Origin of the sequence: Virgibacillus sp. JSM 102003 (assembly GCF_041949995.1) — a bacterium.
Taxonomy (GTDB): Bacteria; Bacillota; Bacilli; order Bacillales; family Amphibacillaceae; genus Lentibacillus.
Genome location: NZ_JBHFQH010000005.1, coordinates 146684 through 162360 on the forward strand (window position 1 = coordinate 146684; position 15677 = coordinate 162360).

At 39.1% G+C, this 15677-nt stretch carries 17 protein-coding genes; 16 read left to right on the forward strand and 1 reads right to left on the reverse strand.

Annotated features, from left to right (window positions below; all coding sequences use genetic code 11):
- Positions 1-39 precede the first annotated feature (39 nt).
- Complete coding sequence (locus ACE1TG_RS07415; protein WP_375051733.1) at positions 40-771, forward strand: Cof-type HAD-IIB family hydrolase; 732 nt, start codon at positions 40-42, stop codon at positions 769-771.
- Positions 772-799: 28 nt separating this feature from the next.
- Here the strand turns inward: ACE1TG_RS07415 and ACE1TG_RS07420 are convergent, their stop codons facing one another.
- Entirely contained in the window at positions 800-1801 is a 1002-nt protein-coding gene (locus tag ACE1TG_RS07420; RefSeq protein WP_375051734.1) for a YeiH family protein, read from the reverse strand.
- A gap of 185 nt (positions 1802-1986) precedes the next feature.
- On the opposite strand from ACE1TG_RS07420, the gene ACE1TG_RS07425 reads away from it, so the two are divergent.
- The 15 genes from ACE1TG_RS07425 (at position 1987) to ACE1TG_RS07495 (ending at position 15666) form a co-directional block, all read left to right on the forward strand.
- Positions 1987-2169, forward strand: coding sequence for a cold-shock protein (locus ACE1TG_RS07425; RefSeq protein WP_375051735.1), 183 nt, complete (start codon positions 1987-1989; stop codon positions 2167-2169).
- A 575-nt stretch (positions 2170-2744) separates the two neighbouring features.
- Complete coding sequence (gene adh / locus ACE1TG_RS07430) at positions 2745-4265, forward strand: aldehyde dehydrogenase (RefSeq protein WP_375051736.1); 1521 nt, start codon at positions 2745-2747, stop codon at positions 4263-4265.
- Between the two features lie 224 nt (positions 4266-4489).
- Positions 4490-4840: a DUF779 domain-containing protein gene (locus ACE1TG_RS07435; RefSeq protein WP_375051737.1), complete on the forward strand. Its 351-nt coding sequence runs from the start codon at positions 4490-4492 to the stop codon at positions 4838-4840.
- A gap of 215 nt (positions 4841-5055) precedes the next feature.
- Positions 5056-6009: an ABC transporter ATP-binding protein gene (locus tag ACE1TG_RS07440; RefSeq protein WP_375051738.1), complete on the forward strand. Its 954-nt coding sequence runs from the start codon at positions 5056-5058 to the stop codon at positions 6007-6009.
- On the forward strand, positions 6006-6782 hold the full coding sequence (locus ACE1TG_RS07445; RefSeq protein ID WP_375051739.1) for an ABC transporter permease: 777 nt from the start codon (positions 6006-6008) through the stop codon (positions 6780-6782). Before ACE1TG_RS07440 ends, ACE1TG_RS07445 begins: the two co-directional genes overlap by 4 nt.
- Before the next feature lie 66 nt (positions 6783-6848).
- Entirely contained in the window at positions 6849-7631 is a 783-nt protein-coding gene (locus tag ACE1TG_RS07450; protein WP_375051740.1) for a carbon-nitrogen family hydrolase, read from the forward strand.
- Between the two features lie 89 nt (positions 7632-7720).
- On the forward strand, positions 7721-8728 hold the full coding sequence (locus ACE1TG_RS07455) for a hypothetical protein (protein WP_375051741.1): 1008 nt from the start codon (positions 7721-7723) through the stop codon (positions 8726-8728).
- Positions 8729-8886: 158 nt separating this feature from the next.
- Positions 8887-9324, forward strand: coding sequence for an IDEAL domain-containing protein (locus ACE1TG_RS07460; RefSeq protein ID WP_375051742.1), 438 nt, complete (start codon positions 8887-8889; stop codon positions 9322-9324).
- A gap of 336 nt (positions 9325-9660) precedes the next feature.
- Positions 9661-11535, forward strand: coding sequence for an OPT family oligopeptide transporter (locus tag ACE1TG_RS07465; RefSeq protein WP_375051743.1), 1875 nt, complete (start codon positions 9661-9663; stop codon positions 11533-11535).
- Between the two features lie 164 nt (positions 11536-11699).
- On the forward strand, positions 11700-12263 hold the full coding sequence (locus ACE1TG_RS07470) for a chromate transporter (RefSeq protein ID WP_375051744.1): 564 nt from the start codon (positions 11700-11702) through the stop codon (positions 12261-12263).
- Positions 12260-12787: a chromate transporter gene (locus ACE1TG_RS07475; RefSeq protein ID WP_375051745.1), complete on the forward strand. Its 528-nt coding sequence runs from the start codon at positions 12260-12262 to the stop codon at positions 12785-12787. The genes ACE1TG_RS07470 and ACE1TG_RS07475 overlap by 4 nt, the downstream gene beginning before the upstream one ends.
- Positions 12788-12987: 200 nt before the next feature.
- Entirely contained in the window at positions 12988-13119 is a 132-nt protein-coding gene (locus tag ACE1TG_RS07480; protein WP_375051746.1) for a hypothetical protein, read from the forward strand.
- On the forward strand, positions 13119-13460 hold the full coding sequence (locus tag ACE1TG_RS07485) for a hypothetical protein (protein WP_375051747.1): 342 nt from the start codon (positions 13119-13121) through the stop codon (positions 13458-13460). The genes ACE1TG_RS07480 and ACE1TG_RS07485 overlap by 1 nt, the downstream gene beginning before the upstream one ends.
- 373 nt (positions 13461-13833) lie before the next feature.
- On the forward strand, positions 13834-15267 hold the full coding sequence (locus ACE1TG_RS07490; protein ID WP_375051748.1) for a hypothetical protein: 1434 nt from the start codon (positions 13834-13836) through the stop codon (positions 15265-15267).
- 12 nt (positions 15268-15279) lie between these two features.
- Complete coding sequence (locus tag ACE1TG_RS07495; RefSeq protein ID WP_375051749.1) at positions 15280-15666, forward strand: zinc ribbon domain-containing protein; 387 nt, start codon at positions 15280-15282, stop codon at positions 15664-15666.
- Positions 15667-15677: the final 11 nt, after the last annotated feature.

The window sequence follows — 15677 nt, forward strand, 5'->3', positions numbered from 1 at the left end:
AGAATGGATCATGACATGACAGAGTGGAGGAGTGTATTAATGGATGAACTAAAATTAGTAGCATTAGATATGGATGGAACATTATTAAATAGTGATGAAGAGGTTTCCGAATATACAAAAGAAGTGATCGCAAAAGCCTTGGTGAAAGATGTGCATGTTGTATTGAGTACAGGTCGCTGGCTTGATTCTTGCTATCCGTATGCAGAATTACTTGAATTGCCATCCTATCTGATTACGAGTAATGGCGGCGAAATTTGGACGGTAAATAAAGAGCTAAGAGATCAGCACTTACTTGACCCGGCGCGGGTTCAGATGATGTGGGAACTAGGTGATCAGTTGAATTTACATAGCTGGATGGTGGCAACGGATGGCGTATGGCACGGAAATCGTCCAGATGATTTTTTTGCCCATGAATGGTTAAAATATGGTTGTGATTCACTTGATACGAAAAAGCTTGATAAGGTTGTTGAGGAGCTTTCCTATTATGATGAATTGGAGCTTACCAATTCACTGCCGACAAACGTTGAAGTGAATCCTAAAGGGGTTAATAAGGCAAGTGCCCTTAAAAAGGTTTGTGATGAAATTGGCATTACGATGAATAACGTCATGGCTGTTGGTGACAGTTTGAATGATATTAAAATGATTCAGCAGTCTGGACTTGGGGTTGCGATGGGTAATGCACAAGAGGCAATTAAAAAAGTTGCGGATCATGTAACAGATACAAATAATAATGAAGGTGTCGCTAAAGCAATTGAAAAATTCGTATTATAAAGAAGCTCCCTAACTGTAGGGAGCTTCCTTAGATACCTGCAATCCAGTACATGACTATTGACAGTAATATGGAAGCAGTCACCATGGCGATCAGTGGTCGCATTGCTTTATTTTTTACATCTTTCAAGCTGACATTTAATCCTAATCCTACCATCGCGGCTGTTAAAATAAACGTCGTAATCTGACTGACAGCGTTCATTGCACCATCAGATACTGGAATAATATCCCCTAGAATATAGCTCCCGAAAAGACTCATTCCAATAAACCCAATCAGAAACCAGGGAAAGCTGACTTTTGCATTACTGTCAGCATTCCGGTTCCGCATCCAGAAAATCAGGATGAAACAAAGTGGAACAAGCAGGAAAACACGGCCGAGTTTAGCCAGTAAAGCAATTGCCAGCGCATCCTCTCCAGCTGGTTCTGCTGCTAGTGCGACATGGGCAAGTTCATGTAAGGAAATGCCTGACCAGATTCCATACTGCAATTCCGTAATAGGCAGAAGTGGCTGTACAATGGTATAAATAATGGAAAAAATAGTTCCAACTAGAGCAATGATTCCTACACCAATTGCAGTGTCCTCGTCTTTTGCCTTGATAATCGGGGATACAGCGGCAATCGCTGCAGCACCACAAACACCTGTGCCAACGCCAAGCAATAAGGCAAGCTGTGTGTTAGCTTTTAATTTTTTTCCGATATAAACGGTAAGTAATATGGCAAAAATAATTGCTACAGCACCTTTAGCCAGCAGTCCAAGACCATCCTGCAAAATAATATCAACATTAAGTTTTAAACCATATAAAATGATGGCAAACCGCAGTAAATATTTTGATGAAAACTGTATTCCTGAACGGAAAAATTCAGGATAGCCGAAAAATTGTCTATATATGATTGCGATAATGATTGCACTGGCTAACTGACCAACACGGCTAAACCCTGGGACAAGCGCAAGTATGTATCCGATAAGTGCAATGAGGAAAGTGAACCCGATTCCGGAAATCATTTTTGTGAATGGGTGTGTCTTTGATGTCATAGCAGTTTCCCTTTCTACTGTAGAAGTTTCAGAATAAATTCAAGTATAATCGTTATAGCTTATGGTTGTCCAATAGGTATATTTTAACTAATTTGTGGTTATAATGAATTAATGTTGCTTGTTCCCTTACTTTTTTTGCTATAAAGGAGTATAATGAAAGTAGTACCATGAAAGGGGTTGCTGTCATGTCATTTTCTCGCGGGCCAAAAGAGCCAGTGCCAGAAGTGGACACAAATGTATGGTCTTGTACTAGTGAGGACTGTTCAGGATGGATGAGAGAATCATACAGTTTTAATGAAGAACCAGAATGCCCACTCTGTAAATCATCAATGAAACAGGAAGTACGTGTACTTCCGGAATTGAAGTAGTTAATATGGTATTGAAGCTATAGTAAAAGCAATTTATATTAAATATTCACTAGGATGTCATTGCAGGCATCTTTTATACTTTCTTAAAGTATAGGAAAAATACAGGTATTAAACCTGGATTTTCTGTTATTGGCGCTGGGAGACCAGCGTCTTTTACTATATATGCTTCAGCAAGATTAAAACCAACTCTCTTAATGGGTTGGTTTATTTTTTTGAATGACTGTTTACTGAGAAATTCAAACGCAGTTGATATAAAATGCGACGTACATTTTAATAAGCCTGAGTGCTATTATGCCGATCCAGAAATGCACTTCATGTATCTTAGTGTGGCTGATAAGCCTCCTTGCTCCTACGTCAACTGCGTAGTCCCATTTAGGCACAAGTTCCCACAGGAGTCTACCTGTATTTCCTCCGCTGTTGACTGGAGCAGCAATAATAACCGGAAGAGTCTTTAAAAAGTTTAATAGTTGTCATAATTGCGAATTTATTGGTATAATCTGATATAGAGGCTTCAACAGGGGTTCTTCATCAAATTATTTGTAAGCGGTTACAATATTTAGAGGAGGAATGGTTGAATGAAGTATGCAAATCCAAACACAGATGGGTCCAAGGTCACCTTTAAGGATCGTTATGACAATTTTATTGGAGGGGAGTATCGGGCACCTGCAAGTGGAAAATATTTTGAGAATGTGAGTCCTGTTACAGGTAAGGTATTTTGTGAAATGTCCAGATCGACGAAAGAAGATGTGGAGGCAGCTATTGATGCGGGAGAAGCTGCCAAAGACGCTTGGGGGAAAACAGCTGTAGCAGAGCGAGCAAATATTTTAAATAAGATTGCAGATCGCATGGAAGAAAACCTCGAAATGCTTGCGGTTGCAGAAACTTGGGACAACGGTAAAGCTGTTCGTGAAACCTTAAATGCTGACATACCACTGGCAATAGATCACTTTCGTTATTTTGCTGGAGCAATACGTGCGCAAGAGGGTGGCTTAAGTCAAATTGATAATGATACTGTAGCATATCATTTCCATGAACCATTGGGAGTCGTTGGACAAATTATTCCGTGGAATTTCCCGCTATTAATGGCAACTTGGAAGCTGGCTCCGGCACTTGCAGCTGGCAACTGTGTTGTACTGAAACCAGCGGAGCAAACACCAGCTTCAATCCATGTTTTTCTTGATTTGATTAAGGATTTATTACCAAACGGTGTATTAAACATTGTGAATGGCTTTGGCTTGGAAGCAGGGAAGCCACTTGCATCCAATAGCCGTATTTCCAAAATTGCCTTTACAGGTGAAACTACGACAGGGCGTTTGATCATGCAATACGCTTCAGAAAATATCATTCCGGTTACACTTGAGCTTGGGGGAAAATCACCAAACATCTTCTTCCCCGACGTAATGGATGAGGATGATGGGTTTCTGGATAAAGCAATTGAAGGGCTTGTTATGTTTGCCTTGAACCAAGGTGAAGTTTGTACATGTCCATCAAGAGCGTTAGTTCATGAATCGATATATGATGAATTTATGGAAAGGGCAGTTGCACGGGTAAACGAAATTAAAATTGGTCACCCACTTGATACCGATACGATGATGGGTGCACAGGCATCTGAAGAACAAATGGAAAAAATCAAATCGTATCTGGATATTGGTAAACAGGAAGGTGCAGAAGTACTTGTTGGCGGCGAAGTCAACAAACTTGATGACGAAATGACTGATGGTTACTATGTTCAACCAACCATTTTTAAAGGTAACAATAAAATGCGTATTTTCCAGGAAGAAATTTTTGGACCGGTACTTTCAGTAACAACGTTCAAAGATAAAGAGGAAGCAATGGAAATCGCTAATGATACATTATATGGTTTAGGTGCTGGAGTCTGGACACGAAATATCAATACTGCATATCGCTTTGGACGCGGAATTGAAGCTGGTCGAGTATGGACGAATTGCTACCATCAGTATCCTGCTCATGCTGCTTTCGGCGGTTACAAAAAATCAGGTATCGGACGTGAAAATCACCTGATGATGCTTGATCATTATCAACAGACGAAGAATCTGCTGATTAGCTACAGTGAAGGTGCTGCTGGATTCTTTTAATCAGTTAAGAAGCTTACTGTATAAGTGGCAACTAAGGCATGGACTCCAAAGTTTAGGGGGCTCTAGAAAAGCAAACAACGCATTCTAAGAATACCTTGAACTTTATCCATGTTTACTTTATCTAGTTATGCTTACAGGGGGTTTTGGGAAAAGGGGGGCCGATGCTCCTTTTCCGCATATAATAATTGAGACGAAAAATTTTAAAAATAGAAGGGGTGTGAAAAATGGCTGATCGTGTAACAGCAACAGAAGAAGCGCTAAGTCTGATTAACACATTAGCTGACACACATGGGCCACTCATGTTTCATCAATCAGGTGGCTGCTGTGACGGAAGTTCGCCAATGTGCTATCCACGGGATGAGTTTCGCGTTGGGGATTCAGACTTGCTGCTAGGTGAAATTGGTGAGACACCTTTCTATATATCAAAGGATCAATATGAATACTGGAAACATACCCAGCTGATCATAGATGCTGTTAAAGGTCGCGGAGGAATGTTTTCATTGGAAGGACCTGAGGGGAAACGGTTCCTGACAAGATCCAGGGTGTTTACGGAGGAAGAACGAGCGGAATTATAGTAAAGATTAAAGTCATGTGGAGAACGAGTCTCCGCATGACTTTTTTTGATGAAATGAGTTGAACTGAACAAATCCTATATGCGAGAACATCAACAGAAGGGCAAAGAACATTAACTCAGCCCCTAGACTGAGGATGAAAACATCTTTACGGCTGATGTATTTCTCTGACAAATCGGTATAATGAAGTTAACAAAGTTTGGAAGGGGTTTGGGAACATGGGGAGTATCGTTACAGTAGATGGAATTAAAAAGAGCTATAAAAAACGGAAGTCTAAGGAAGAGTTTGTTGCGGTTAAAGGTGTTTCTTTTGAAGTCGGGAAGGGGGAAATTGTCGGCTTGCTTGGGCCAAATGGTGCAGGTAAAACAACAACAATTAAAACAATTTGTGGACTGCTTGTTCCTGACGAAGGGTCGGTCACAATAAATGGCTTCGATAGTGTGAAGGACCGCAACAAAGCATTGGGCCATATAAGCGCGGTTCTTGAAGGGAATCGAAATCTTTACTGGCGTTTGAATGTGCTTGAAAATATGGAGTATTTTGCAGGCAATCGGGGTGTCCCGAAAAAGGAAACTAAAAAACAGGTAGATGAGTTATTGAACCTCTTTCAGCTTCAGGATAAAAAATATGAATTGGTAAATAACTTATCACGAGGCATGCAGCAGAAGCTGGCTATTTGTGTGGCAATGCTTGCAGACACAGATGTGATCCTGCTGGATGAACCAACACTTGGCCTTGATGTGGAGACAGGATATGAAGTTCGTGAATTACTTCGAAAAATTGCTCGTGACCAAGGAAAGACGGTTATCATTAGTACGCATGATATGCCAGTTGTTCAGGACCTATGTCAACGGACAATCATTATTAATGATGGAAGAGTAATTGCAGATGAACGTGTAGACCAGTTGCTGCGATTGTTTGAAACAAGTGCATATCAAGTGAACCTGAAGGAAGAATTGACTGCAGAACAGTGGGAGGTTCTTGAATTGAAGTTCCCGATCCACCGGTGGGAAGGGTTGAAGCTTGAAGTCAGTTTTGAGCAGGAACAGGACATTTATGATTTGATGGAAATTTTTAAAAAGAATCAGACGCCAATTGAAACAATTAATCGTACCGAAATTAATTTTGAACAAGTATTTCGAAAGCTTGTTAAAGAGGAGGTGGCATCATGACATCTTTTTGGAATGTGCTGCGCGTTAATACGAAGATGGAGTATCTCGAATTAGTAAGGTACAAAGCTAATACGATAAGCCTTCTTTTGACATTTTACATTATTTTTATTGCGATGATGTTTGGAATTCAGGTTATTGGTGATCCAGCTCAGGCTGGTACAAATACGCAGTTTGTTATTGTGAACTATATTTTTTGGTATTTTGCTATGATGGTTCTGCAGTCAATTGGGTGGACGATATCTGATGAAGCAATGAAAGGTACGCTGGAGCAGCTTTTCATGTCGCCAGTAAGCCCGTGGAAAATATTCTTGTCCAGAATGTTTGGGATGATTTTTAATCATTTTATCCTGGTGATTTTTCTGTTATTCGTATCAATGGCGACGGCTGGCCAATGGTTAAATCTGAACCCGTTTGCCATCATTCCTATCCTTCTGTTGACATTGGCCAGTATGATAGGTACCAGTTTTGTCATAGCAGGAATGGCGCTTATTTTTAAACAAATTAGTGCATTCCTGCAAATCCTTCAGTTCATCATTGCTGGACTGACATTTGTTCCATTGTCAGTTGCACCGTTTATGGTTGCTGCACCATTTGTAAAAGGAGTTGATATGACAAGACAAGTGATGATTCATGGTTACACATTAGCAGATTTTACAATGGGTGATTACTTCTGGCTGATTGGGAATGCCGTCGTTTATGGAATTATTGGAGTCGGTATTTACTTGGCGTGTGAAAAATATGCTATGAAAAAAGGCTTGCTTGGACATTATTAAGAAAAAAATCGTTATCCCTAGGGTGACGATTTTTTAAATGGTAAAGTAGAAGCAGGAGGTGTTCTTTTGAAGAAAAAAATTGCGATGATTCAGATGGATATTGTATATGGTGAACCTAAAGCGAACATTAAACGAGCTAAAAGTGAAATTGCAAATGCAGTGAAAACAGGTGCAGAAATTATTTTGTTACCTGAACTGTGGACGACTGGCTATGACTTAACCCGATTAGATGAAATAGCAGATAAAGATGCTCAAGTGTCGATTGCGTTTTTAAGTGAATTGGCAAAAGAATCCAATGTAACATTAATTGGTGGGTCTGTTGCTGAACAGTGTGATGATGGTGTGCGCAATACATTACTGGTAATAGATCAGAAAGGAAAGCTGATACACAAATACAGTAAGTTACATTTATTTCAATTAATGGATGAACATCTGTACCTGGAACGTGGAGAGGACGAAGCAGAGTTTACTTTGGATGGAGAGCCCGCTGCGGGATATATTTGTTATGATATACGCTTTCCGGAGTGGATGCGCAAGTCAGCAGTCAACGGAGCCAAAGTAATGTACGTTGTAGCGGAATGGCCAAAGCCAAGAATCGATCATTGGCGTACCCTTCTACAGGCACGTGCTATTGAGAATCAATGTTATGTTGTCGCTTGTAACCGGATTGGTGCTGATCCAAAAAATGAATTTGGCGGTATGTCGCTTGTAGTTGATCCATGGGGAAAGATCGTAGCTGAAGGTGGAAGCGGCGAGGAGATTGTCACTGCAACAGTAGATTATGAACTAGTGGATGAAGTTAGAGGGCGAATACCAGTGTTCCAGGATCGGATTGTGGAGAAGTACTAGGAAATTAAAAATCTTAATCACCAAACCCCAACAGAAATCATAAAATGAATAGGCTATACTTATACTTTTAAAAAAGGAAGTGATCAATATTGCCTAATCTACATTATTATGTCACTGGGAACACAGCCCGCGGCTTGGTTAATCTCCTGGATAGTAATTTAAATGGAATCAATCAGGTTATTAAGCTCAGGCATCCTTCAGCAGTACTTAAAACGAAAGTAATACAGAATTTGCTTAGGCATTATCAGGAGAGTATGATTGAGGTTCTTCATAGTCCTTTAGGGAGTACGTACCTTAACGGAATCATTATCCGTGAAAAATCACTGGCAATTTTAGATGAGTCAATTGTAAACGGAGAATCGGCTGCAATTAACCTGGAAGAAGCAGTCCCTACAAAAAAACATCCAGATCTAACAGATTTCAATGTTTTAACCCAATCTGCATATGACAGTTTTGCCAAAGGGTTAAGTATTCACGATGAATTGGAAGAAGTCTATATTAATCAAATGGACTTTAATCGTGCAGATCAATTTACAGAAGAGTTTATCTATACACTTTTAACAGGTATTTCGAAAAAAGCCCGCACAGCTCATACCTTTCATAGGCTTTTTGGGACCAATACGGTGGATGGCGTTGTCAATGTTGTTCCACATCTTAAAGAGAATATCGCAAACGTTTTTTTTATCAAGGGGCGTGCCGGGACAGGTAAATCGACCTTTATGAAAAAAATTACGAAAGCATGCGTAGAACATGGGTACGATGTTGAGATGTATCATTGCAGTTTTGATCCGAATAGTATTGATATGGTGCTTGTTCGTGAATTGGATGTATGTATTTTTGACAGCACGGATCCACATGAATTTTTCCCGGAACGTGAAGGGGAGGAAGTTGTGGATTTGTATGAGGAACTTGTTGCACCAGGAACCGATGAACGGTTTGAAGTGGAAATTAATGAACTGAATAATACCTATAAATCCTATATGAAACAAGGTATCCAATATTTACAGCAGGCCGGAATCAACTTTGACAAAAATGAACAAAATTTTTCGAACACCGATGTTCAGAAGGCTGTTGATTATACGCTGAACAGCTTATAAAATCCTGACAAACAGGCAAGCTATCTTTAGCCTGCAGCAATTGAGTGGTATATTGCAGCTTGCAATTTTCCAAAAATTTCACTTGTGTTTTTGTGCGTTATATAGTAGAATGAATTTACAGAAAATTAAGAGTATATTATGCTCTGGGAGGTGCAAGAGTGGTTACAGTGAAGATGTTGAAGCCTTATTATATCAAAGCAGATGATAATTATGTTCGCGTAATTTTGGCATATCAATATTTTGCAGTATTCATTAATAATAAGGTTTACCAATTTGTGCCGATTGAATCAAAGGAAATCCGTATAAATCGCAGAACAAAAAAAGTCGAAAATCTTGGTGCCAGGTTTGCTTTTCAAAAAGGTAAAGACATCATTTACATGGCTATGAGCGAGCTTATATCACTTCCTGATTTCTTAGTTCAATTACACTCGATTGCTGATCCGTATTATTTAAATAAAGAGATAAAAAGTGAACCAGATTATGAAAGTGAAGCTATTATTGATGAATTAGAGCAATTAAACATGAAACGATTGATTGATAAAGCATTGGATGATCGCGATTACGAGGCATTTCAATCATTAGTGAAATTACTTTAAGACACTTCCTGCAATGTTAGGGAGTGTTTTTTTGGGCAGTCTTACTGCATGATTTAACTAAGTCCTGGCGACAAGATCAATTTTTTCTACTAACATATTTTTACATAGGTTTTCTTAAAATTAAAAGTATGATATTATATTAAGGGCTATAATTACTTGGAATGCCAAGTGTTAAATTTTAGAAAAATGAATCGGTTCTCTCCTTGCTATAATTTTATAGTAAGGTTTTTCTATTTATGTGGATATTTATCATTATATTGATAATTATCATACATTTTTGAGAATTAAAGCCGACTCATTTTTACAGCTAGAATATACGTAAGGAAGGTGTTTATTTTGTCAAAGCAGGATCCAAATCCAGATTTTAAGCCGTACGTACCTGCATCCAAAAACCCGCCTGAGTTCACATGGGTTGCAATGGTGATTGGTGCAGTATTGGCTATCGTATTTGGTGCAGCAAATGCATATTTAGGACTTATCGTTGGGATGACTGTTTCTGCGTCAATTCCAGCAGCAGTAATTTCAATGGCAGTGCTTCGAATTATTATGAAGCGAACTTCTATATTAGAAAATAATATTGTACAGACGATCACATCAACTGGTGAGTCGCTTGCTGCAGGTGTTATTTTTACTTTACCTGCCTTATTCATTTGGCAGCTTGAGCCAAGTTTGACGACAATCGCTATTATTGCTTTAGCTGGTGGTATTTTAGGTGTTGTTCTAATGATACCGCTGCGCCGGGCATTGATTGTTAATGAACACAAAACACTGCCTTATCCGGAAGGAACAGCATGTGCTGAAGTACTTCATGCCGGTGAAGAGGGTGGAAAAGGCGCGAAACTAGTATTCAAAGGGCTTGGTATTGGTGCTGGTTTTAAACTGTTAACAGATGCCGTTAAAGCATTCCCATCTTCAGTAGAGTGGGAAATTTATAAATTTAAGAATGCTGCAGTTGGTATGGATACACTGCCTGCATTGCTCGGTGTTGGCTACATTATCGGACCTCGCATCGCAGGAATAATGTTTGCCGGTGGTGTATTGGGGTGGTTAGGGATCATTCCTTTAATCAGCTATATTGGTGGTTTTGCGACCGAGCCAATTTACCCTGCTGAAGTTCCTATATCGGAAATGAATTTCCATGCTATCTGGGATAATTATTTACGTTATATTGGTGCTGGTGCGGTAGCATTCGGTGGTATTGTAGGGCTTCTTAAAACATTACCAACTATTGCATCATCATTTAGTGGAGCAATTAAAGGATTTTCATCAGCAGGTGATGGTCAGGACCTGCGTACAGATAGAGATATACCAATCACGTTAATTGCTGTCTTAACAGTAGTATTTATGGGCATTCTTATGTTCTATCCAACAATTGATTTAGGATTTATAGGAGCGATTCTGCTCTTTATCTTTGGGTTCTTCTTTGTAACAGTATCATCTAGAATTGTTGGTATTGTCGGAAGTTCCTCAAACCCTGTATCCGGAATGACTATTGGAGCATTGATTTTCATTTCGCTTGTATTATCTGCTGTTGGTCAAACTGGACAAGCAGGTATGGTTACAGCAATTATTATTGGTTCTGTAGTTTGTATTGCAGCTGCTATTGCCGGGGATACGTCACAGGATTTGAAAACTGGTTATATTGTTGGTGCAACACCAAAATGGCAGCAAATTGCACAGCTTTACGGAGTGCTGATTACAAGTGTTGTAATTGGTTTCATCCTGATTTTGCTTGATAATGCATATGGATTTGGGTCTGCTGAACTACCTGCACCACAAGCGGTTCTTATGTCAATGGTTGTTGAGGGCATTATGAGCGGTGACCTTCCATGGAACTTAATTTTCATTGGTGCCGCAGCTGCAGCAACTGTTGAGCTGTTTGGTATAGGATCATTGCCATTTGCTGTTGGACTGTATTTGCCGATCCATTTGACGTCTCCAATAATGGTTGGTGGACTTATCAATGCGATCATTAAACGCAGCACAAAAGATGAAGACGAGTTGAAGGATAAGAATGAACGCGGAATTTTACTTGCTTCAGGTTACATTGCCGGTGAAGCATTGATGGGAGTTATTGTTGCATTAGCTGTAACTGCTGGTGTCGTATTCCCTAGCGAAGCATTCTTCGGTCCGCTTGCATCGATTATTGCTTTTGCACTTGTAGCATGGTATCTGTTCCATACTGCAAATAAAAAATCGCTAAATAAATAATCTCACTATATAGAGCCAGTCCTTTTAAAAGGGCTGGCTCTTACTAAATATAAATGCGATATCCAAATTTTCTAATCTAAGGCAACTTCTGTTATGATTGTTTTTATAATGAATGAAATCTGCTACATATACATAAAATCCAATCCAGGACAGGAGGTATTCCATTGCAGCAGTGGAATTTATTTATTGCCTTTTTTCGAGTGGGGATGCTGGGGTATGGTGGTGGCCCTGGATCGATACCGTTAATACATAAAGAGGTCGTCGATAAATATGAGTGGATGAGTGATGAGGATTTTGGTGACCTCCTTGCGTTAGCGAACACACTCCCAGGACCAATTGCTACCAAACTAGCTGGCTATATTGGGCATCGTGTTTCTGGATTAGTTGGTATGATAAGTGCTGTTCTCGCAACAATTATACCCACAATTATACTGATGATTATTCTGTTGTCGTCATTATCCAGCATCAAGGACGTTGACTGGGTTCAGGGTATGACTGCAGCAGTAATTCCTGTAGTGGCAATGATGCTGGCGGTTCTTACGTGGCAATTTTTTGATAAAGCCAGAAAAGGCATGGGATGGACGCAAACAATTGTTATGTCAGCGATCATATTTATTTTGTTTCAATTTCTGAATTTACATCCTGGGATTATCATTGGTGTGTTAATTTTAATAGCCCTTCTCAAAAAAGATACCACATCTGCAGATAAAGGCGGTGCTTACAAATGAAATATTGGCACATCTTTCTGGCTTTTTTTATACCTGGAATTCTCGGCTATGGTGGGGGTCCTGCTTCAATCCCGCTTGTTGAAAATGAGGTTGTACGGCGATATGAATGGATGTCAGTTCAGGAGTTTAGTGAAATGCTAGCACTCGCCAATTCACTTCCTGGTCCAATTGCAACTAAACTTGCTGGCTACATCGGCTATGCAGAAGGAGGACCACTTGGTGCTGTCATCGGAGTATTCGCGGCAGTGGCGCCGTCACTTATTATCATGATATTACTGTTAGGCGTATTGTATAAATACAAAGATTCACCAAAAGTACAACGGTTAACATTATATGTGCGTCCGGTTATTGCAATTTTACTAGGTGTCATGGCATGGCGATTCTTTCAGACATCGTTTGAAGGAATTGGGTTGTGGCAGGTTCTGCTGATAACCATATCAAGCTTTCTTTTAATTGAACGAATGCGCATCCATCCCGCAATTGTAATTGGAATCACATTAGTATATGGAGCATTTATATTATAAAGGAGCATTCCTTAGCTGAGAATGCTTCTTTTTAGTTTTTTGGTAGGTAAGAAAGTATAAATACTTTCTTACTGCATAAGCGCAACTAAGGCTTATCTATATTAGACCTTGCGATAAGCCAAGTTTTCTAAAAAAATTTGACCTGTATCAAGGAAATACTGACTGAATCATATAATAATAGAAACAAAGGAGGAGTTGGGATGGAATTTAACAGAAATTACAATTACACAGACATAGATCGAATGATTAATGAAGGGCTGGCAGGCGGGTATTTAAATGAAAGGTATGGCGATACACAACTTGAACTTCTGGATAACGAAAAGGATAGGTGATGACCATGAACATATTAGATTTACTCATGCAGGAATATATGGTGGTTTTCATTATGGCAGTTATTACAACAGTTTTTACAATTATGATGCGGTCCTTCCTGGTAACTTTAATACAAGTGCTGCTTTTATTAAGTTTGATTGTACTTTCGGAGAGTGCTGGGACAATCCAGTTCATATTCATAGCAGCCCAAATAGTGCTAAGCGGAATAGTTATCTATAAGATCATCATGGCTATAGATATGAACTACCGGCTTGTGCTAGAAAAAACACATCAGACGCGCCCCGACCTAATAAATGATGAGTCTAGGGGAAGCAGATTTTCATTCTGGAGGACGAACTAGTTTTTGCTACCTTTTAATAGGTAGTATTTTTTTGCAGTAATATAAATACCTTCTTACTGTATAAGCGTTACTTACGCTTGACCAATAGGTTGGTTTTCTAGCGTTGCGTTGTACCCGGCTGGGCAGTTTGGTTAGCAGAAATATGAACCAGTACATTTTAATAGAATTGTGAACTTGAGCGAGAAGATTGTGAACTTGAGCCGAATTTGTGTCTATTTGAGCCGGTTTACTGTGAACTTGAGCCGAATGTGTGACAGTTTGAGCCAATTCACAAATTATCCACATTCATGCTTTTTCAAAAGAATACAACAATTCTACACAAATGTTTGGTATTATAAGGCTATATTACTTTTTACCTAAAGGGGGGGATTAGTTGTATTGCAGTGAATGTGGAACAAAGAATGATACATATGCATTATATTGTGTGGAGGATGGTTATCCACTTCAGACACTAGATGTAAGTGGAAATTTGCTCGTTGATCAGACTTCATATTGCAGGTCATGCGGTACAAGTAATAGTGATTTAGCGAGATATTGTACAGAGTGCGGGAATTCATTTGACACGTATGAAATAGCGAACCATCATAAAAGCCATACAAATTTTGATAAGGATCTTGGCAAAAAAGTTCTGCCGGGATTTCTATTGTCGATAGGTATCTTATTTTTACTTAATATCGTATTAGAGTCGTTAAAAGGCAGCAGTTTAAGTGATTTATTCATGAAAATTATTATACCTTTCAATGAGGAAGTATTGGATCAGCTTAGTGTTTTGGATTTTGCGTTACTTACTAACCTTACCAGTTTCTCAACTGAAATCGGTGATGCGGAGTTCTCGCAGCAGCTTGCATTTTCTTCCGCCGGATTAGCTTACCTTGGCATAATCGCAGCAGTTCCTTTAATTGCCGGGGGATTATTTTTGAAGTTCCGGAATCCAGCCATTAACGAATGGAAGGCAGCGGTATTTTTTGCTATAGGATATGGCAGTTTGTTGGGAGCTATTTCACTTATTACAGGAAATAAAACGATTGTTAGTGAGTTCTACACTATAACGCTTGATTTCCACTTTATTAGTGCAGTGATAAATGGGCTATTTATGGGGTTCTTTTTTAGTTATCTTGGAATGGTTATGATCAGAGGGCCATTAAAGGAAAAGGCACACTATATTCCGTATCAGTGGCCTCTTTATTACAGCTCCCTTGCCTTTGTGGGTGTAATTGTTACAGTTGTGGTTTTAAGTGTATTTCAGTTTAGTCAATACACTTCAGTTATTGCTGAAAACCGAATGTTTCAGGATGTTATAGGTGATTCAATATTTGCTGATATAACTTTTGTTGGAAGGGTTGCAATTTATTTGCTGAACCTTGCAATGTTTAATACATTTATTTTCCAGCGTACACAAATGGAAGAAGTGCAGTACTCGTTTCATGCAGGAATTTCTCATACGATGAATACTTTGGATGAAAATATGGGTGGAATAACTGATTTTATTATTCCTAACAAGTTATTTGAATCCTATGAGATTATATCAATTGTAATTGTGGCTTTATTCTTTATTACGGTTGGGCGTTTAATAAGAAAATCGCAGAATAACTTTTCAAGCAAGATTATCATGTACAGTATATTCTTTGCTGTTATTTCCTCATTTTTTACATACCATGCAACGCTAAACTTTTCTATCCAACATGAAGAAATGGGTGATTCACAGGCGTTCTTTGCAGGTTTTAAATTAATTCAAACGTTTTTCATTAGTTTGTTATACGCCGGATTGACAGGGTTTATTGGTGCATATTCAAGAAAGCTTTTCTAAAAGGAGGATCACATGAATAATACGATGGAAGATAAACGAACGGTTCAGGATTTGACGGCTGCCAAAACCAAAGTTCTGACTGAATTAGGGCAGGAAGTCTATTTAGCCTATCGGCGTGGTGAAAAATTTGCTTCAGTCTTAGATGAAAAAGGTGAGGTATTAAAAGATTTAGATAAAAAAATCCACGCTGCTATAGGTCAAAAGGAACCAGAAGCAGGCGACATGATGGAGTGCACGTGTGGTGCTTTACTTACAGAGGATGATTTATTTTGCCAGCAATGCGGTAAAAAGGTAGATGTGCCAGATACCGAATATCAAAAAACTACCTTATGCTACCGTTGTGATCATGAAGTGCCAGCCGCGGCTAATTATTGTAATGTGTGTGGCGTAAGAATGTAATGTTAAAGCCT